The following is a 17,723-nucleotide window of genomic DNA, read 5'->3' as shown; positions in this document are numbered from 1 at the left end:
TGAAAGCACATTAAAAAAATCAGCCCTCACTTGAGGGCTGATTTTGTATGACGAGTGACGCTATTGTGTCTGCTTTGCTTGCATTACGCGATAGTTAAGTTGCCATTGCAACATCTTCACGTAATCATCGACCTTTTTGTTTACGTCCTCTGGCACAGGTTGCTTTGCATTTGGATCAAGGTAGAGCCCAGATTCTGGCCACGGATAAAAGCTACGCGGCTTCTCTAGTGACACGACACCTTTGTCTGATAACCACACCTTGGTATTGGCACCAAACGCCAGCGTTGGGTCATCTTGCTTGGCAACAATATTACGTCCACCCACATTTAAATAACGCGCATTGGACAAGCTAGCATTATAGAGCGACGGCATGATGTCTTTGTGCGAGCCAATACGGTTTGCATCAAAAGTAATGTCTAAATGCGCTTGTATGGCATCTGGGATATACAAATAGAACGGCACCCCTTTGTCGAGCAAAATCTCTTGTGGCATGGTCGCAGCGATACGTCGCATCTGGTGATCGCCGGTCGCAGCGATGACCGTTGGTCTTTTTGGAGACTGTTTTACGTGGCTAATGAACTGCCCCAAACTATCGGCGGAATATTGGAATGTCGTTTGAATACCTTCCGGCGCGATCTGTCCTTGCCCGGCGCGAGTACGGTAGTCATCTGAAACATGAGTAGGATAAGGCGAGTAATAGTCTGGCGTAACGTACGGCGGGTGATTCGTTACAGACAGCAAAATAATAAACAGCGGCTGCGTCTCTTCATTGAGCAGCTTTTCTACATAGTTAAAGGCTACGTCATCCGGTAGCCCCCAATCGGTCATGTATTCTTCTGCTTCTGGGTATTGTGCCAGTAGCGTATTTTGGTCGATCACTCTATCCACGCCTTGTTTTGGCAGGTAGCTCATGTAATCACGCCATGCCATATTGCCAGGCGAAACAAAAATGGTTTTGTAACCCGCTTGTTTGTAAGGCTGGAAGGCGCTACCTGCTAGCGTTAAGTTTTGCGCTGATGATTGACTGATAGATTGTACTGGGCTACTAAACATGATTTGCGCCATTGATGGCGCGGTTCCGTTATCGGCAGATAAGAAGCGCGTAAATAGGAAATCGTCTTTGAAGTGTTGGCGCAGACTGCCTAACATATCGTTGGTTTTTGGGTCGTCAAAAGCCAACATATTCGAGCCAAGGCTTTCCATCACGGCCAGCACGACATTCGGTTGATTGTGCTCGAGGTAGTCGTTGTTCGCTGTGTGGGTAAAGAGTGCATCGCTTCCCACCACCTGACTAAGCAAGGCTTCGCCTTCTTGCAATGACACATCAACAAATTTGGTATCCGCTTTACGCGCTTTTATCGCCCAATCTATCGCCATAAAGCCATTCGGAGTCAGCTTATTCAATACCACAAGCTCAGATACTTGCGCATTGGCTTGGCGTAGTGGAAAAGTGCCGATAGAGCCGCGAGCGGCCACAAAAAATACGGTGATTGAAATGAGTCCGTAAGCCATCGCGATAGGGGTAAACCAGCGCGTTACGTGTTTTGATGTGGCAGTGAGTCGGTGAGTCAGCCAAGCACCGAGTATGGCAACTGCAAGGGTTAGCAGGGTGCTTTGCACGATCGGGTAGTCTTGCCACATATTCATCACAACGGCTTCGGTGTCATCTTCGAACAAGCCAAAGGCAAATAAGTCGTAGTGGTTATGGTACGTTTGGTAGTAGTAATAGTTGCCGACAGTGATGGCGGTGATAATAAATACAATAACCGCGCAATAGGTTATCGCGATAGGTCGGAACGCACGCCAAATGGTGCTGTGGGCAGCTAGCAACAAACCAATCAGATATAAGGGAGCGAAGCCAATCGCGCTAACGCGAAGATCGTAGCGAAGTCCAGTAACCACCATCCGCCAAATATCAGCAGATTTACCAGTCAGTTGATCGGGTTCGACAAAGTAAGCGAACATCACTGCTCGACCTACGCACATAATTAGGGTGACAAACAGCACCTGAAACCAAACCAGTTTGGTGAGCTGTCTAAAGTGTTTTTGGTACATCATAAAAATTAACGACTACTTTTTATTCAGAGAGTTTTATTCCAGAGAACGTTATTCAGGCGAATGGTCTTTTTGAGACACCTGTGCAGGTTGAGTGCTGGTGCGAACCCAAAGATCAGCATATTTAACAAACGTCGAGTGAGCAGATAGCAGCGACAACAAAAAGCCCTGTTTACCATCTAAGAAGCCCGCTTTAACGATGTACATTTTTACGAAGCAAGCTATAGCATGAATGATGCCTTGAGAAAGACTTGAACGCTTGCCGCGCTTTTCACGTTGTTCTGCCCAAGCTTTCGCGTACCCTGCGGATTTCACCAAGTAATGATGCACATCATCATAGGTATAATGAATCAGATCGCCCGCTAGCGTCTCTACTTTCATCGATTTATTAGTTTGCACTTTTTCATGCACCAGTGAATCATCGTATTGGGTGAGAGTCGTAGGATAGAGCCTAAGAACCTTATCGGGATACCAACCACAATGCTTAATGAAGCGACCAAATACCCAGCTTAGGCGAGCAAATTGATAAATCGTCGAGGGCTGATTTTTCTCAACCGCGTGCAAAATACTTTGCTTAAGTTCTGGTGTGACTCGCTCATCGGCATCCAACCAGAAAACAAAGTCAGACTCGACATGGCTTTGTGCTAGTCGTCTTTGTGGACCAAACCCTGGCCACTCATGGTTAACATGAAACTTAGCGCCAAAATCATAGGCGATGGCTTCGGTATTATCTGTGCTGCCTGAGTCTAAAATAACGATTTCATCCACCCAGCCTTGCACGGTTTCAAGGCAGGCACGTAAATGCTTGGATTCATTTTTTACAATAAGGGTAACAGCCAGTGTTGGTTTTGTCACAATATATACCTTGTTGGGCGCTACGTTAATCTAGGAGAGTGCTCCTAGTATCTTTATGCGCCGAGATTCTCTAATTTGATGGCCTTATCAAACATAGCAATCACCGCTTGGGCGTCAATGCGCTGCATGGCTTGTTTGTCTTTGACTCGAGCACGCCAATTAAGTTCGTGGCTTGCTTTGCCAGTTTCAGCTTGAATCGCCTCTTCATAAGCGGAAACCACATAGTCTTGATAATTATAGGGCCCCGTTCGCGCTGGGTTATGGTGCGCATAAAGACCAATCACCGGTGTGCCCATGGCATTCGCCATATGGGTAGGGCCAGTATCCGGGGCGATCAGTAAGTCGGCATTATCAATGAGTGCCAGCATCTGCATTAAGCTGCTTTGGCCAATTAAATTCTTTACTGGTGTGGATAACGTAGATTCAATCGCTTTGCCAAGCTCTACCTCAATGCTCGCGGGACTACCAGCAAGCGTCACGGTCCAACCAAGTTTGGCCGCGTGTTCAATCACTGCGACATAACCATCAACGGTCCAATTTTTATAGCCCTTACTCGCCGCAGGGACGATAAGCAAATTTCGCTCACTGGCAAGCTGCTGCTTCGCCCAAGCACTATCGTGGCTCGCGTAGTGTAGTGCCCACTTGGCTTGAGCCGTTGGCACACCTAACGTTTGGGTAAACGCCATCAAGCCATCAAGGACATGCATTTTGGCTGGCGAAGGCACTTTAACATTGGTAAACAGCCCCTGAAAATCTTGTGCCCGTTCGCCATCAAAGCCCAGTTTATATTTAGCTTTGATTCCCAGAGTAGCAATACTCGCACGAAAGGCGTACTGCATGTGTAACAGTGCGTCAAAGTGATGATGTTTGAGTTGTTTCCAAAGCGCTCGGTAGCCTTGCCAGCCTGCTTTCTTATCGAAAACCACGACCTCGATGCCTTCGATACTTTTTAGCAATTGCGCTTCAAGTTTACCCGTTACCCAAGTGATTTTAGTCTCAGGCCAATGGTGTTGAATCGCTTGTACGGCAGCGATGGTGTTACAGACATCACCAATAGCAGAAAGCCTTAAAATACACACAGATTGTGGAGCAGAATCGAAAAGTGCCATAAATACACAACGCCAGAAACAGATGTAAAGATTATGCAGGGGGGCGGTTTGAATGTAAAATCAGAAACAGTGGAAAAATGGAAAAGATGGTGCTGGGTCCTTGGTCCTAGTTCCTAGGGGTAGGACTTAAGCGTGAAAACAGTGAACAGTAACAACATCACCTATTGGGTTGATGAGGCTTTATTGAAGGAGTCAGTAGAGCAAGTCTTTGACGCGAGTTTTTGGCAATCACAAGGTAAGGTGATCGGCAGCGCGCAGGGGCGCGGAACCACATGGTTTGTGCAAACCCAAACTGGTGAAGCGGCGCTTAGGCACTATCGCCGTGGCGGACTGTTTGGAAAGTTGGTGAAAGATCAGTATTGGTTTACGGGCTGGGAGAAGACCCGCAGTTTCCAAGAGTTTCAGTTGCTCAATACCTTAATAGAAGCAGGCGTCAACGTGCCAAGACCAATGGCGGCGAGAGCGGTCAAGATCGGGCCTTACTATCGGGCTGACTTATTGAGTGAAAAAATTGCCAATGCCCGTGATCTTGTCGCCATCTTACAAGACAAACCGTTACCGAAAGAGATGTACCAAAAAATTGGTGCGGAAATTCGTAAGATGCATGATGCGCAAGTGAATCATACTGATTTGAATATCCATAATATTTTGATTGATGATCAAGATAAGGTTTGGATTATTGATTTTGATAAGTGTTTTAAACAGCGTGGACGGGAATGGAAAAAAGGCAACCTTGAGCGTTTGAAGCGCTCTTTTGAAAAAGAGCGCAGGGTGAGAAGTATTTATTTTTCTAATGGAGACTTTGAGGAGATTCAATCAGAGTATCAAAAATAAAGTTGGTTACTCTATCGGAAGCATTCGTTTTAATTTTCGATTGTAGGCGGATAATCGGACAAAGCGATAAAAGCGATGAAGCTCTCGAGTTAATTTAAAGTATAGTGGTGTTTTTTTTGTATTCTCACCAAGTTGTATATAAGTGCCCAGGTCATGTGGCGCGAAGATTGCGGGTTCAGTTAGGCCGAAGTTGGTGACACCATGTATATATGAATAAGAAATATAATTGTCGACAGCACAAGTCCAACGCTCAGCATGAGCCAGTAGCTTTTTAGCTCCTGACGGCGATAAAGCATAACCGGTAGCACCTTTCGAGTTGTCGAGAAGTAGACTTAACTGAAGGGTATTTGTGGGCTTTTGGAGCTTACAGAAGGGAGTAATGAAAGTTTCTATTTTTAAATACTCTAACTCTTTGAATGTTTCGTCTATTTGGGAAAGCGCAGAATCAAAGCTATCTGTAGGATAAAAGTCATCTTCAAGAATAAGGATGGGTTGATTGAGCTCGACGCATTGTTGCCACAATCGATAGTGGCTAGCAAAACACCCTTTTTCTCCTAAAGATAAAGGGCGGCTTCGAAATATAATTCGATGCATATCGTCAGGGCAGTGTTGTAAATCTTCAGGGAGCCCGATTCGCCCATCGATAGCATCAAAAAAATCAAATCTGATGCCTTTCTTGGCCATGATTGATGTAACTCGTTCCCTACGTTCAACGGCTTTCTTTAGGCTAATAACAACGACTTTCATATCTTTTATCCGCAAACTTACTTTAGTGACCATTAATGATGCCATATGTGGTGATGCTTAGCTATGGTTGCTATGGTAAGTAGGTTGAAGCGATTTCTAGTTTTTATTTATGCTCAAGAGAGTGTCTCTTCTAATAAGATTTAGCACCTAATGTTTGCACCTAAGTTCCGTGGCGTTAAAACGAGTCGTTAAATGGTACTAAGAGTGCGATCCAGCGCGCCTTTATTATCGTTAACAACCTGCTGCGCATTGATTCCCATCCTTTTAAGCAATACAGGTTGGCTAAGCCAATCTGCAAGCGTGGCTGCGATCTCTTCTATGTTAGAAGCAATAGCGCAACCGTTATTAGCAACAAGTTGTGTAGTGATGTCAGTGAAATTGTAATAGCTCGGGCCTGTTATGGATGGGAGCCCGACAGCTGCAGGTTCTAATAAATTATGCCCACCGACTTTTTTCCCTACCAAGCTGCCGCCCATAAAGCAGATATCGCTGGCAGCAAGTAGCATCATCATCTCGCCCATAGTATCCGCTAGATACACAGAGCATTCTGAATTAATTCCCGTCTTTGCTTCAGTACGGCGCACTAAAGCAAACCCCTGTGTTTGGCATAATTCTGCTACTTGATTAAAGCGTTCAGGGTGCCTCGGGACCAAAATTAACAAAGCATTGGGATGGGATTCCAGCAAAAGTTTATGAGCTGCAAGCACTTGCTCATCTTCACCTTGGTGCGTGCTAGCTGCTATCCACACTGCTCTATTAGTACCTAGGTTTTCTCGTAAGGCCTTCCCTTTGGATTGAACATCGGCATCAATTGAAATGTCGAATTTGATCGACCCTGTAACTTGCACCTTTTCTGAATTTATCCCCAATCTTAAAAAGCGAGAGGCATCATCGGCATGTTGACATAGCACATGGTCAAGCTTAGATGATAGCCAGCGAAATATCGGTAATATTTTTTGATAACGCAGGCACGAGCGTTCGGAAAGGCGTGCATTAATCACTGAGACGGGAATACCTGCCTTTGCCACTTCGTGCAGAATGTTTGGCCAAAGTTCAGTTTCAACAATAATTAATTGAGCAGGCTTAATGGCTGCAAGAAACCCCCGAACAGCAAAGGAGAAATCAAGGGGCATATAGCGGTGTATAACCTCAGGAGCAAGCTTTTCAGCTTGCTCTGCACCAGTTGGTGTTGTGGTGGTCAGTAATACTTGCTTATCTGGATGCTGAGCTAGGTAGCGCTTAATCAATGGTGTGACCGCAATAACTTCACCGACAGAAACGGCGTGAAACCATACGATGGGCTTATTGTTGTTGCTAGTTGCTTCAGTGTTAATAGCTGGTGTATAACCAAAATGCTCTTTCCAGCGCGCTCCCACCGCAGGTTTTCCTGGTTTACTTTTAAATAAGCCATATAGGAACACTGGAGCGACGAGAGTAAGGAGTAGACTGTAGATTAAGCGCAGCATAGTGATATTCTCTTGATAAAATAATACCGGACGACGAACTCAGCTAGGCGACGGTTTTGTCTGAAAATGTCCAAACCTTGTGAACAACATAAGTCACTATTGGGAGGATCACCACAACCATCACCACACGAACATAGCTATTGAGATCAGAAAACAGCTCACTGATCCCCTGAGAAACCAACAAAGCACCAAATTGCACCATGAAAAATCGCAGGGCATTGCCCCAATTCACCTTGTTCTTGAAAACAATTAAAGTCTGGGCGAAATAAGAGAAAATAAAGGCCAAAGAAAAGCCAGCGATATTGGCAAACAGCACATTATCTTGAATGAGGTGCAGAAAGCTAAATGCAACCACAAGATGTATAGCGGTTGCCATCCCTCCCGTTAGAGCAAAGCGTACAATACGATATTGCAGCAGCCTATCTAACAGTGAACGCATTACTTAGAGCCTTGTTTTAGGTGCTCTTTCAAGCTGTCTTCTTCAATAATGTAAGTCGGTCGGCGTTTTGATTCCATATAAAGACGGCCAACGTATTCGCCCATCACGCCAATACCAATCAGTTGTACGCCCCCTAGAAACAGCATAACCGTAATCAAAGAGGCATAACCAGGAGAATCGATACCATAGATCAGGGTTTTGATTATGGTCGCGCTACCGTAAATAAAAGACAGTGCTGAGATAAACCCACCCACATATAGCCAAATACGCAGAGGTGCGGTGCTAAAGCTGGTAATGCCGTCGAGGGCGAAATTCCACAATTTCCAACCGTTAAAGCTGGTCTCACCTGCTTCTCTCGCTTCTCGTTTATATTCAACCACAGCCGTTTTAAATCCCACCCATGAGAAAATGCCTTTCATAAAGCGTTGATTCTCAGGTAGCAGCTGAATAGCATTAACCACACGACGGTTGATTAAACGAAAGTCGCCAACGTTTTCAGGGATTTCGACTTGAGCAACCGCATTATGGAACTTATAGAATAGCTCGGCAGAGAATTTTTTCGCCCATGAATCGGTACTGCGATCGACTCGCTTTGCGACCACTACATCATAGCCTTCTTCCCACTTACGAAGAAAGTCATGAATGAGCTCCGGTGGATCTTGTAAGTCTGCATCAATAGGGATCAGTACTTCACCACGCGCGCTATCAATACCAGCAGTAAGGGCCGCTTCTTTACCAAAGTTGCGGGACAAATTGATGATGCGAATTGCCGAGTATTGTTGCTGCAGCTTTTTGATGGTCGTTAGTGTATTGTCTTTGCTACCGTCGTTGATAAAGATAACTTCGTAACTATATTGGGAATCAGCAAGGACCTTACTGATCCGCTCCATAAATAGCCCGACGACCTGTTCTTCGTTGTAGCATGGGCAAATAATGGAAATCGTTGGTTGACTATTCATTTATTCGGCCTTATTTTTTTTATGCCATTTAGGCATTTAATTTGTTTCAGTAGTTTTTTCTGCTCAAACATAATTCCTGCTTCTGGGCCTTGCTGTTTTTCACGGTGATAAAGGTGAAATAGGGCGCATTGACCTAACACCGTTTGGGTTTTGATGCCATTCTTGCTAAGGCGCCAAACTAGATCGGACTCTTCCATACCATAACCCTCATAATCTTCGTCAAAGCCATTGACATCAAGTAAGGCCTGTCTAGGTATAGCAAGGTTGGCTCCAATAGCTCCTCGCTTCTTTTGATTCCATAGTTTACGAACAAACAGAGGAAAGCGTATGCCCATCTCTGGTCTTTTTAGGCCTTTACGAGCAGCTTGCATGAGTAACCAAACAGGGTTGTCGAGCAAATGTAAGCTTTCTGTATTTTTTCTAATAATATTGCTAGATGGTTCATATAGATCAACTCTACGACCAAAAAACATCGTGTCATTTCTTAAAATCTTGCTGTAATCATTAATAAAATGTCGTGAAGGAATACAATCATTATCAGTGAGTATGATGAATTTCGCTGATGACGAAGCAATGCCTTGGTTAACAACCTTGGCTTTTCTAAAGCCATGGTCCTCTTGCCACAGGTGTCTGACTTTAAGGCCTTTTTCACAGTAGTCATCAATAAGACTCTTCACTTCTGGTCCAGAACCGTCGTCGCAAATGCAAATTGAAAAATTGTGCTCCGTTTGATTTAAGTAACCCTCAAAGACCAACTGCATATCAGTCACGTTATTGTACGCAGCCATAATTACTTCAATGCTTTTTGCTGTCATTTTATCGCCTCAAGATCAGGGCTTGTTACAGAGTGAGTAGGCCACGTCAAAATTAGAGTGAGCATAAACAGAAATATAGCCGTTTGAAACTCTAAATTATTACTATAAACCAAGCCAATACCTAAGTATGTGCTAATGAGAGTAAGGCCAGCCCAAGCGTATTTGTGGCCTTGTTTAATCGCTGTGACAAGGGATGAAATGATAAACATAATCATGGCTAAGTAGCTAATAGAGTAGATGAACCCCATTCGTACTAAGTTATCAAGATAGAGATTGTGAAAGTCACTTAGAGACATCTGATTGCCAACACTTTTTTGCATCTCTTCAATGGAAGCAACGGAATTTAAGTACTCAGTGAAGAGAGGTCTTAGCTGAGCGTCACCGGTGCCCAAGAGGAATATTTCTCGGTGTTCTTGTAGGTTGAATAAGCTAAAGCTAATACCATGATGCCAAAGAAGAAGGCGAGAATTATTCGAAATATTATCGCTAGCAGTAATACTAGCGATACGTTCATACAGAGGGGCAAACGTTGAGGAATCTTTCATCAAGAATAATGCTGCGATGAGAGTGATGATGCTACCCAAAAATAAGAGACGGTTCTTAAATGCTAAAAACAGTAATAAGCTAACCATCAAAAAGAGTAGTGGTCCTCTAGACCCTGTAGCCAGTAGAGCGATGAATGCCATCAAAGAAAGGGCGCCGAGTCCCACTCGTTGAAGAGAGTTTGTGCTTTCTTTGATATATATGAGTGGAGTGATCGTTGCGATTAAGTACGCGAGCATTTCACTCCAGCGACCAATATCCCAAAAACTTTGTACTCGGCCATCGGCGCGAGCTTGATCTGTTAGATAAAGATAGGCGCTATAGGTCAAAGCAATCAGTGCACCAGCAAGTAAAGCTTTGACGGCTTTATTATGATGCTGTTCTGCCATAGGGATCAAAAAAGGAAGCAAAAGTAAAAAGGCTCCTTTTCTTGCAAACCATGCCAAATCTTGCATACCAAGTGGGTAGAGTAGAGTGACGATGACGCCAAGTATATACATACCAAAGCATAGGAAGGATAGTTTTCGATGGTTTTTGACATCAGAAAGCAAAGGTCGCTTGTTGAGAGCACCAATAATAGTGGTTAAAAGAATCAAGATAAAAGCAATATTCATACCAGCTTTTGATATGAATAACGTTAAGAATGTAAAGATCACTGTGAAAGCGGTAATCCGGTTATAAGTGGCGTCAGAAATCATGGTTGGTTCTTTAATCTCGCGATAACAGTATTTGGCGATAATAGTTTTAAGCAGTTCATGTGCCCTAACGGACACTCTCGCTTAAAGCACGGGCGACATTCAATATCCGTGTTAATAATTTGAACATTGTCACTAAGTGGTGGCGTATAGTCAGGCGAGCTTGAGCCATAAATGGCGATAATCTTACAACCAACAGCCGCCGAAACATGCATTAAACCAGAATCATTGCTAATGACGGTATCACACGCCGCCAGTAAGTCGACCGCTTCGGTTAACGAGGTATCACCTGCAAGATTAAAGCAATGCTGCTGAGCTTCTACGGTTAGGCTATTTTTTATTTTTTCCGTAACCTCCCTATCTTTGGCTGAGCCAAATAGCCAGACCTGCTGACCATTATTGATAATATGCTGCGCTACTTCGGCGTAGTACTGATCTGGCCAGCGCTTTGCCGGACCAAACTCGGCACCAGGGCACATGCCGATGGCCGTTCGCCCCGCTGTAAGCTGACCTGTTGGCTGGACGGTGAGCTGAAATTTGTCCAGAGCTTGTTGCTGAATCGTCTTATCAATAGAAAGCTGTGGGCGAGGGCATGTTGCGAGAGAGACTTCATCAAGCATGTTATCGCGTTGTGATGCAAGCGCGACAAAACGCTCTACGTAATATTGGAAAATACGTTTGTTCGGGCGCAAGTCATTTAATAGGCCATAACGCATCTCACCTTTCCAACCAATACGCTTGGGAATACCTGCAAACAGAGGAATAAGCGCAGATTTAGCCGAGTTTGGTAGAATGTAGGCGTGAGTATAGCCCTCTTTTTTAAGGCTACGGCCAATCTTCCAGCGACCCATTAGGTTAAAGGCGCCGTGGCCAATCGGCATTTCAATGGCGTTAGTCACTTCCGGCATACGCTGCAAAATGGGCTTGCACCATGCTGGTGCTAAGACATCGATTGTTGCCGCTGGATTACGGCGCTTTAGCTCGGTATAAAGGCTTTGCGACATAACCATGTCACCGACCCAAGAGGGACCTATTACGAGAATTTTCATAGTTAGATATCTTTATTCTTAAGAATGAGCTGCACCAACTTTTGCTCTACGTCTAGCCAGTCTAGGGCATTAATATCGGGCACAGCACAATGCGACGCCATGCTGGTAACAGCCAAATCTGAGTTAGGGTGCCACTGGTTAAAATTTGCAGGATCTGGGTTATAAAGTGCGAGTTGTGGAATGCGTAACCCAGATGCCATATGCACAATAGCAGTATCAACTGTGACCACAAACTCAGCTGCCGCAATGAGGCTTGCCACATCAAATATCGTTTTACTGATATTATAGTGAATTGCGTCTAATTGGTGCTCTTGAATCATTTGTTCAGTTTGTTCAAATGTGTCAGGTGCTGAAATCAATATAACGGATAGTTCAGGACTGTTCTGTTTGACGAGCGCGATCAGTTTTTCCACGGATTGTGTATTAAGCTTCCTTGGACTGCCGCTACCGTAAGCATTGATAATACAAAACTTCTGTAAGGAATGGGTATCAATAAAAGTCCGAGCGCAGAATTTAGATTCTTCGGTTTGTGGAATGACATAGTGCGCTGGGTGAGCTGGTACTCCAATCTTTTCCAGCAAAGATCCAAAGCGTTCAGCAAAGTGAAGCCCTTGTGTTGCTGCCCCAAGTTTGATGTCGATGGCATTGAGAGAGTCGTCCAATCCTGCGATGTGCTTTGCTTTACATTGGTTAAGAAAAAACAGGTCTTTCATTTTAAGGTTAAGGTTAAGTGAAACTAATAAATCACACTCTCCAATCTCAATACATGCCTTGGTGATGTCTTTGTAGCTCGGTCTTTTTTTTAGATCTATGACTGAATCTGCACCAAGGTGATTCAAGAATAAATCACGCATATTTGGTGCAGTGACAACCGTCAATTTTACATTGGGGTAGTGAGCTTTTATGCCGTGAAAAACAAAAGAGGAGACAAAAGCATCGCCAAGTTTGGCGTCAGTACGCAAAAAGACTATATGCTGCAATTTCTCTGTATCGAGAGGTAGTGAAGGCTTATATCTATCGAATAAGATAATGCCTAATTTTCGTCTTACTTGATCGCGCAGTAACTGCAACCGAGAAATGAGAGCCCTCATTACTATTTCACCTTTCTAAATAAATAATTGCCACGCACCTTACGCCACAACCCTAGCACATTGGTTCTTGGGAAGATCGCAATACGGCGAATTTGATACGGGTCTTCATGAAAACGCAATGACCCAGAATTGGTCGCGACCGCGTATTGATAGCCGACTTCTTTCGCAATATCTTTCGAAGCTTGATTGTGCTCACCAAACGGGTAGGCAAATGAGGTAAGCGGCTTGCCTAGCAAGGCTTCGAGCGTTTGTTTGTTCTCTAGAATTTCGACGCGCTGCGCGTCATCGCTGAGCGTATCTAACTTAGGATGCGTTAGGGTATGACCACCAATTTCAATATGTGGCGAGGCTGCAAGCTGCTTTACTTGTTGAGCATTCATCAGTGGCACAGACTTTTCTGGGTTGCTTGGGTTTTCAACATCCCATCGGTTAAAGGTTTCCCCTGTGACCACATAAACCACCGCTTTAAAGCCGTATTTTTCCAGCATTGGCAGCATTAGCTCAAGGTTATCGGCGTAGCCATCATCCACCGTAATCATGATGTAGCGCTTTCCCGCGTCTAAACGACGGATAAGGCGACCATCTTGCAAGTCTTCAAAAGTCAGGCTGTCAAAGCCCATGCGTTTGAGCAGCTTAAGGTGCTTTTCAAACATATCAATGTGTAGGTAAGTGCCATGCACACCTTTGCCACTGTCATCGCTAATAAAGCGGTGATACATGATCACTGGCATCTCACGGCGCAGCGTATCGACATAGATATCTTGATATATCCGCTCAACTTGGTCGACGACCTTAGTGAGCGTGTAATTATCGCGAATAATTTGGCTGGTGGCTTCATCGCAATGTGGCGTCGACAACCCTTGCTCGATCATGCTTGGAATCGCCGCAAAATCGATATCCAGATCTTGTGGACCAATATCCCCAAAATTATTCGCCATCGCGTTGGCAACGTTGTTTGGATTAACGATGCCAACACATTGTGCTTCACCAATCGCCAAAGTAGGGCGACCACACAGCAGAGATTCCATCGCCACACGGCCCGCGCCAATAACTAAATCCGCTTCGCTGAGCATTTTCGGTACATCATGCGTATAGCCAGTGAAGGTGACGCGGTCTTTAAATTTTTCAAAGCGAGGCTCAAATGTTGAGCCAGATACCACTTGCACCTGATAGCGTTTCAAGTCCAAGCATTCATCCAATAGGCGATAACAAAGCTCACCTTTTGGTCCCGTTAAGCGCCCGACAATAGTAATCACTGGTTTAGCTTGCGTAGATTTAGTATTCGCAGGGGCTGGGCACCATTGAAAACGCTCAGTCTCAATGCCATTTCGGCTGACTTCCATCTGCTCTAAAGGCACATTGAGGTCATTGGCTAATTGGTCACGAATCGCTTCACAAACCGGCAGCGCTTTATTACCCATCGCATGAAATTTTTTACGCGACGCATGCACAGGTTGACGGCCATGAACCGTGGTCACCATTGGCGTACCAGTGAGCTTGCACGCCACATGACAGCTCCAGCTCGACGCGCGAGAATGGGCATGCACCAATTGGATATTGTGCTTCTTGATAAGATAGATCAGATAACCAACGTGCCAGAAACGACGAGGGATACTGCGCTTATTAAAACCTAACTTAAAGAAAGTACCGTTATGTGGCTTGGTCAGTGTATCAGAAGCATAGAATATTATGTGGCCGCGAGAGGTTAGCTCATTACCAACGGTAGTGGCGTAAACCTCGGCTCCAGTAACTTCAAGTTGTGACAGAGCCATTAAAATATTCATACACTGGGAGCCTTTATAAGAAAACGTTTTTTGGTGGAGATAAGTATAACAACCATCCTATTTGCAAGAAAGGACAGGTAGTATGAATAGCTACTGCTTCTTATGATCTAATCTGTCTGCAAAGTATTGTATTTTTCTCGCAGTACGAATTAGTTCTTTCTGGACTTTGCGAATGTGCTTTGTGGACAGTTTTGCGAAACAACGAAGCAGCCAAGTATCCTGATATGCCATTTTGTCTTGGACAAAGTCCGGAATAGTGACTTTATGAGGATAAAACTTCATTTGTCGCATTCCCGCGATCAAATGATTATTGCCAGAGGTTCTTTTTACGATATAAGGCAGTGCATAGAAGCGAGGAAGAACCCCTTTATGATGCAGCCGTTCAATAAAAGAGCCTTCTGGCGAGGCTATGCCTCCAGGGTTGACAGTAGAAAAGTCAACGAAGTAACGTTTAAAATCATTGATGGCATCGCATAGCATATCCATGGTTTTTGGTTTTGCTATGAAAAATAAATCACTTGCTAGTGGAGTATAGATGGATTTGGTTTCTTGAAAGTGTGAGTGTGCACCATTGGAAAAATGAATCGAGCATTTTGACGTAAATTCAAACTCAGCCTGGTATACAGATAGATCCAACTTAGTTAAGGGCATAATATCTGGTCTTAAAGTGATAACATAATCGTACTCCACACCAGTTTCGTTTTGATAGTTGGTTCTGATTTTATTTACTTTATTTTGAGAATACAACATTGCCTTTAAGCCACGTAGAGATATGTTGTTGTTTAAATTGAAAAAACCATCTTCTTGAATGATGCTATTGTCCTCAACTTCCAACCCTTTTAATGAGTAGTATTGGCTAATTTCTGCTTTATCTGTCAACTTTGATTCTTGTTGCTGCATGTGATGCCAGGTAGGGTCAGAATGCTCTTCTTCTGACCATGTATGCATGAACACATCGCAGTCATAAACACTTAAAATGTTATTCTTAACAAATTCATGTGTCTCACGAAAACTTCGTAAATGCCCAAAAAATTGAATAGCTAATTTCATTTGTCACCAACCTTTAAATCGTTTTGTGGACCTTCACAGTTAAATAAGCAGAATAGGGTGGCTGCTACTGTAAGGCATGGTTATTTACTCTTATTCGCCTTCGTGATTCAGTTCTATTATGCCTTCTCTACCTAACACAGTCATCCACACCCACTCCTGTCATCCTCTTGAAAACGAGGATGACAGGAGTGGGTGCTTCACTTAATAAAGGAGGGAAAAACGTAAAGCCAACGTCATTCCACAGCACGCGGTATGAGACTCCCTTTTTCAAGGGAGTGACAACAATGCTAGATATAAATGTTAGTAGCTACTTACCGTTCACAATCGACAAATACTCCGCCACACCTTCCGCAACCGTCTTAAACTCAACATCGCAACCCGCGGCGCGCAGTTTGGTTAAATCCGCTTGGGTGTATTCTTGGTAAGCACCTTTCAAATGGTCAGGGAACGGAATATTCTCGATTTCACCTTTACCATGGTGCTTAATAGCTGCTTCAGCGATAGCTTCAAACGTTTCCGCATTACCGGTACCACAGTTAAAAATACCAGACACGCCGTTTTCTAAGAACCATAGGTTTACTTTCGCCACATCGCCTACGTAAATAAAGTCACGTTTAAATTGAGCGCTACCAGCAAACAATTTAGGGTTCTCACCGGCATTCATTTGGTTATTAAGGTGGAACGCAACCGACGCCATGCTGCCTTTGTGCTGTTCGCGTGGGCCGTAAACATTGAAATAACGGAAACCGGTAATTTGCGACAGTTTTTCACCGTGCGCTTCTGCATCTGCAGTTAAGCGGCGAACGTAGTTATCAAACTGCTGTTTTGAATAGCCGTAAACGTTTAATGCACCTTCGTATTCACGCTCTTCTTTAAACACGGTTGTTTCGCCGTAAGTGGCGGCAGAAGAGGCGTACAAGAATGGGATTTCACGCTCTAAACAGAAGTGAAGCAGCTCTTTCGAGTATTCGTAGTTGTTGAGCATGACATATTTGCCATCCCACTCGGTGGTTGCAGAGCAAGCCCCTTCATGGAAGACCGCTTCAATCGGACCAAAGTCATCACCTGCCATGACTTGAGTCAGGAAGTCATCACGGTCCATGTAATCGGTAATGTCCAAGTCAACTAAGTTTTTGAACTTACGCCCATTTTTAAGGTTGTCTACTACTAGGATGTCGTTTAAGCCCGCTGCGTTTAGCGCTTTGATAATGTTGCTGCCAATCATGCCAGCACCGCCAGTTACGATGATCATAAAACTCTTCCAATTGAATAGGATAATTAGTTTAAGTATATAAGATTTGAGGGGAAGGGGGAATAAGGGGAGAGAAGAGCGGGTTAAGAGCGGGGAAGAGCGGGGAAGAGCGGTCCTATGGTCCTGGGGTAGAGCGGGTTAGGAGTGGTGCTATGGAGGGGAGTTGGTTTTTTGGCCTGTGGAAGTGTTTTAGATCTTATCTTTATGTTTTTTTATTGTATTGCTTTGTCATGTAGTGACTTTGGTTCTATTTTCGGCACAAACGTCATTTCCCCCCTAGGAACCAAGGCCGCTCTTAACCCTAGAACCATTGTCCCGCTTTTCCTAGGACCCAGGACCGCTCTTCCCCGCTCTTTCTCGCCGTTTGTCAGCAAATTGTAAAAAAATACTCATTTACAACACTTTATACTTTCTACTAACATGACAACTCAGGGTGCTCAACTGAGTGCACTGAATTATCGATAATTTAGTAAAGGAATATAATCATGAAAAAAATCGCATTAGTAATGGCGATTGCAGCGGGTATGGCTAGCCCAGCGTTTGCGGAAGCAGAAGCTGGCGCGGCTGGTGCTGGTGGTGCTGCCGGTGGTGCTGCAGGTGCAGCAACAACAGGTGCTATCGCTGTCGGTGCTGCTGCAGCAGTTACCGTTGTTGCCGCGGCATCTTCGGATGACAGCACAGCAACAACAACAACAACGCCTTAGTCGTTATTGTAAATATAAGCTCCTCTTGCATGTTGTATCGTAAGGGGGGTTTAAAAGCGGTCCTATGGTAGAAGAGATAGAGCGGCCCTATGGCCCTATGGGAATGCGCGATAAGTTGTGATTTTTAGTTGTTAAGTGTTTGACTTGTAGTGGTGTATGCCTTTTTGTTAACCATAGAACCATAGAACCATAGAACCATAGAACCATAGAACCATAGAACCATAGAACCATAGAACCATAGAACCATAGAACCATAGAACCATAGAACCATAGAAC

General features: G+C 44.3%; 16 protein-coding genes. 2 read left to right on the top strand and 14 right to left on the bottom strand.

Annotation, left to right across the window (positions count from 1 at the left end; translation table 11 throughout):
• Nucleotides 1-60 precede the first annotated feature (60 nt).
• From L4D74_RS21230 to L4D74_RS21220, 3 genes are read right to left on the bottom strand one after another with little or no spacing between them, the layout of a single operon-like run.
• Nucleotides 61-2,058, bottom strand: a complete 1,998-nt coding sequence (locus tag L4D74_RS21230; RefSeq protein WP_428754519.1) for an LTA synthase family protein — start codon at nt 2,056-2,058, stop codon at nt 61-63.
• 48 nt (nt 2,059-2,106) lie between these two features.
• Nucleotides 2,107-2,910 carry a glycosyltransferase family 2 protein gene (locus L4D74_RS21225; RefSeq protein WP_428754518.1) on the bottom strand — a complete coding sequence of 268 codons (804 nt, stop codon included), beginning with the start codon at nt 2,908-2,910 and terminating at the stop codon, nt 2,107-2,109.
• 53 nt (nt 2,911-2,963) lie between these two features.
• Entirely contained in the window at nt 2,964-4,019 is a 1,056-nt protein-coding gene (locus tag L4D74_RS21220; protein ID WP_428754517.1) for a glycosyltransferase family 9 protein, read from the bottom strand.
• Between the two features lie 132 nt (nt 4,020-4,151).
• Between L4D74_RS21220 and L4D74_RS21215 the strand changes: the two genes are divergently transcribed.
• Entirely contained in the window at nt 4,152-4,853 is a 702-nt protein-coding gene (locus tag L4D74_RS21215; RefSeq protein WP_428754516.1) for a 3-deoxy-D-manno-octulosonic acid kinase, read from the top strand.
• 6 nt (nt 4,854-4,859) lie between these two features.
• On the opposite strand, the gene L4D74_RS21210 is transcribed toward L4D74_RS21215, so the two are convergent.
• From L4D74_RS21210 to rfaD, 11 genes are all read right to left on the bottom strand, one after another.
• On the bottom strand, nt 4,860-5,600 hold the full coding sequence (locus L4D74_RS21210) for a glycosyltransferase family 25 protein (protein ID WP_428754515.1): 741 nt from the start codon (nt 5,598-5,600) through the stop codon (nt 4,860-4,862).
• Between the two features lie 188 nt (nt 5,601-5,788).
• A complete protein-coding gene (waaA, locus tag L4D74_RS21205; protein WP_428754514.1) occupies nt 5,789-7,066 on the bottom strand; it encodes a lipid IV(A) 3-deoxy-D-manno-octulosonic acid transferase in 1,278 nt (425 codons plus the stop codon).
• 43 nt (nt 7,067-7,109) lie between these two features.
• Nucleotides 7,110-7,505, bottom strand: coding sequence for a GtrA family protein (locus L4D74_RS21200; protein ID WP_428754513.1), 396 nt, complete (start codon nt 7,503-7,505; stop codon nt 7,110-7,112).
• A complete protein-coding gene (locus L4D74_RS21195; protein ID WP_428754512.1) occupies nt 7,505-8,464 on the bottom strand; it encodes a glycosyltransferase family 2 protein in 960 nt (319 codons plus the stop codon). The genes L4D74_RS21200 and L4D74_RS21195 overlap by 1 nt, the downstream gene beginning before the upstream one ends.
• Nucleotides 8,461-9,279 carry a glycosyltransferase gene (locus L4D74_RS21190; RefSeq protein WP_428754511.1) on the bottom strand — a complete coding sequence of 273 codons (819 nt, stop codon included), beginning with the start codon at nt 9,277-9,279 and terminating at the stop codon, nt 8,461-8,463. Before L4D74_RS21190 ends, L4D74_RS21195 begins: the two co-directional genes overlap by 4 nt.
• Nucleotides 9,276-10,520, bottom strand: a complete 1,245-nt coding sequence (locus L4D74_RS21185; RefSeq protein WP_428754510.1) for an O-antigen ligase family protein — start codon at nt 10,518-10,520, stop codon at nt 9,276-9,278. The genes L4D74_RS21190 and L4D74_RS21185 overlap by 4 nt, the downstream gene beginning before the upstream one ends.
• Entirely contained in the window at nt 10,517-11,566 is a 1,050-nt protein-coding gene (gene waaF, locus L4D74_RS21180; RefSeq protein ID WP_428754509.1) for a lipopolysaccharide heptosyltransferase II, read from the bottom strand. Before waaF ends, L4D74_RS21185 begins: the two co-directional genes overlap by 4 nt.
• A 2-nt stretch (nt 11,567-11,568) precedes the next feature.
• Nucleotides 11,569-12,657 (bottom strand): glycosyltransferase family 9 protein, encoded by a 1,089-nt coding sequence (locus tag L4D74_RS21175; protein ID WP_428754508.1) that lies wholly within the window; start codon nt 12,655-12,657, stop codon nt 11,569-11,571.
• 2 nt (nt 12,658-12,659) lie between these two features.
• Nucleotides 12,660-14,441 carry a bifunctional glycosyltransferase family 4 protein/polysaccharide deacetylase gene (locus L4D74_RS21170; RefSeq protein WP_428754507.1) on the bottom strand — a complete coding sequence of 594 codons (1,782 nt, stop codon included), beginning with the start codon at nt 14,439-14,441 and terminating at the stop codon, nt 12,660-12,662.
• Between the two features lie 90 nt (nt 14,442-14,531).
• Entirely contained in the window at nt 14,532-15,491 is a 960-nt protein-coding gene (locus L4D74_RS21165) for a hypothetical protein (protein ID WP_428754506.1), read from the bottom strand.
• A gap of 307 nt (nt 15,492-15,798) precedes the next feature.
• Complete coding sequence (rfaD, locus tag L4D74_RS21160; RefSeq protein WP_428754505.1) at nt 15,799-16,743, bottom strand: ADP-glyceromanno-heptose 6-epimerase; 945 nt, start codon at nt 16,741-16,743, stop codon at nt 15,799-15,801.
• Nucleotides 16,744-17,228: 485 nt separating this feature from the next.
• Here rfaD and L4D74_RS21155 point away from each other — a divergent pair, with 485 nt between their 5' ends.
• On the top strand, nt 17,229-17,447 hold the full coding sequence (locus L4D74_RS21155; RefSeq protein WP_428754504.1) for a hypothetical protein: 219 nt from the start codon (nt 17,229-17,231) through the stop codon (nt 17,445-17,447).
• Nucleotides 17,448-17,723: the final 276 nt, after the last annotated feature.

It is taken from the genome of Vibrio cionasavignyae (assembly GCF_050337155.1).
Classification (GTDB): Bacteria; Pseudomonadota; Gammaproteobacteria; order Enterobacterales; family Vibrionaceae; genus Vibrio; species Vibrio nomapromontoriensis.
The sequence above is the reverse complement of the archived record's forward strand: the minus strand, read 5'-3'. Positions and strand labels throughout refer to the sequence as shown.

Excerpts from the sequence above, each read along its gene's own strand:
- L4D74_RS21230 (WP_428754519.1), bottom strand. The coding sequence starts at position 2,058 with ATGATGTACCAAAAACACTTTAGACAGCTCACCAAACTGGTTTGGTTT.
- L4D74_RS21220 (WP_428754517.1), bottom strand. The coding sequence starts at position 4,019 with ATGGCACTTTTCGATTCTGCTCCACAATCTGTGTGTATTTTAAGGCTT.
- L4D74_RS21210 (WP_428754515.1), bottom strand. The coding sequence starts at position 5,600 with ATGAAAGTCGTTGTTATTAGCCTAAAGAAAGCCGTTGAACGTAGGGAA.
- waaA (WP_428754514.1), bottom strand. The coding sequence starts at position 7,066 with ATGCTGCGCTTAATCTACAGTCTACTCCTTACTCTCGTCGCTCCAGTG.
- L4D74_RS21200 (WP_428754513.1), bottom strand. The coding sequence starts at position 7,505 with ATGCGTTCACTGTTAGATAGGCTGCTGCAATATCGTATTGTACGCTTT.
- L4D74_RS21195 (WP_428754512.1), bottom strand. The coding sequence starts at position 8,464 with ATGAATAGTCAACCAACGATTTCCATTATTTGCCCATGCTACAACGAA.
- L4D74_RS21190 (WP_428754511.1), bottom strand. The coding sequence starts at position 9,279 with ATGACAGCAAAAAGCATTGAAGTAATTATGGCTGCGTACAATAACGTG.
- L4D74_RS21185 (WP_428754510.1), bottom strand. The coding sequence starts at position 10,520 with ATGATTTCTGACGCCACTTATAACCGGATTACCGCTTTCACAGTGATC.
- waaF (WP_428754509.1), bottom strand. The coding sequence starts at position 11,566 with ATGAAAATTCTCGTAATAGGTCCCTCTTGGGTCGGTGACATGGTTATG.
- L4D74_RS21175 (WP_428754508.1), bottom strand. The coding sequence starts at position 12,657 with ATGAGGGCTCTCATTTCTCGGTTGCAGTTACTGCGCGATCAAGTAAGA.
- L4D74_RS21170 (WP_428754507.1), bottom strand. The coding sequence starts at position 14,441 with ATGAATATTTTAATGGCTCTGTCACAACTTGAAGTTACTGGAGCCGAG.
- L4D74_RS21165 (WP_428754506.1), bottom strand. The coding sequence starts at position 15,491 with ATGAAATTAGCTATTCAATTTTTTGGGCATTTACGAAGTTTTCGTGAG.
- rfaD (WP_428754505.1), bottom strand. The coding sequence starts at position 16,743 with ATGATCATCGTAACTGGCGGTGCTGGCATGATTGGCAGCAACATTATC.
- L4D74_RS21155 (WP_428754504.1), top strand. The coding sequence starts at position 17,229 with ATGAAAAAAATCGCATTAGTAATGGCGATTGCAGCGGGTATGGCTAGC.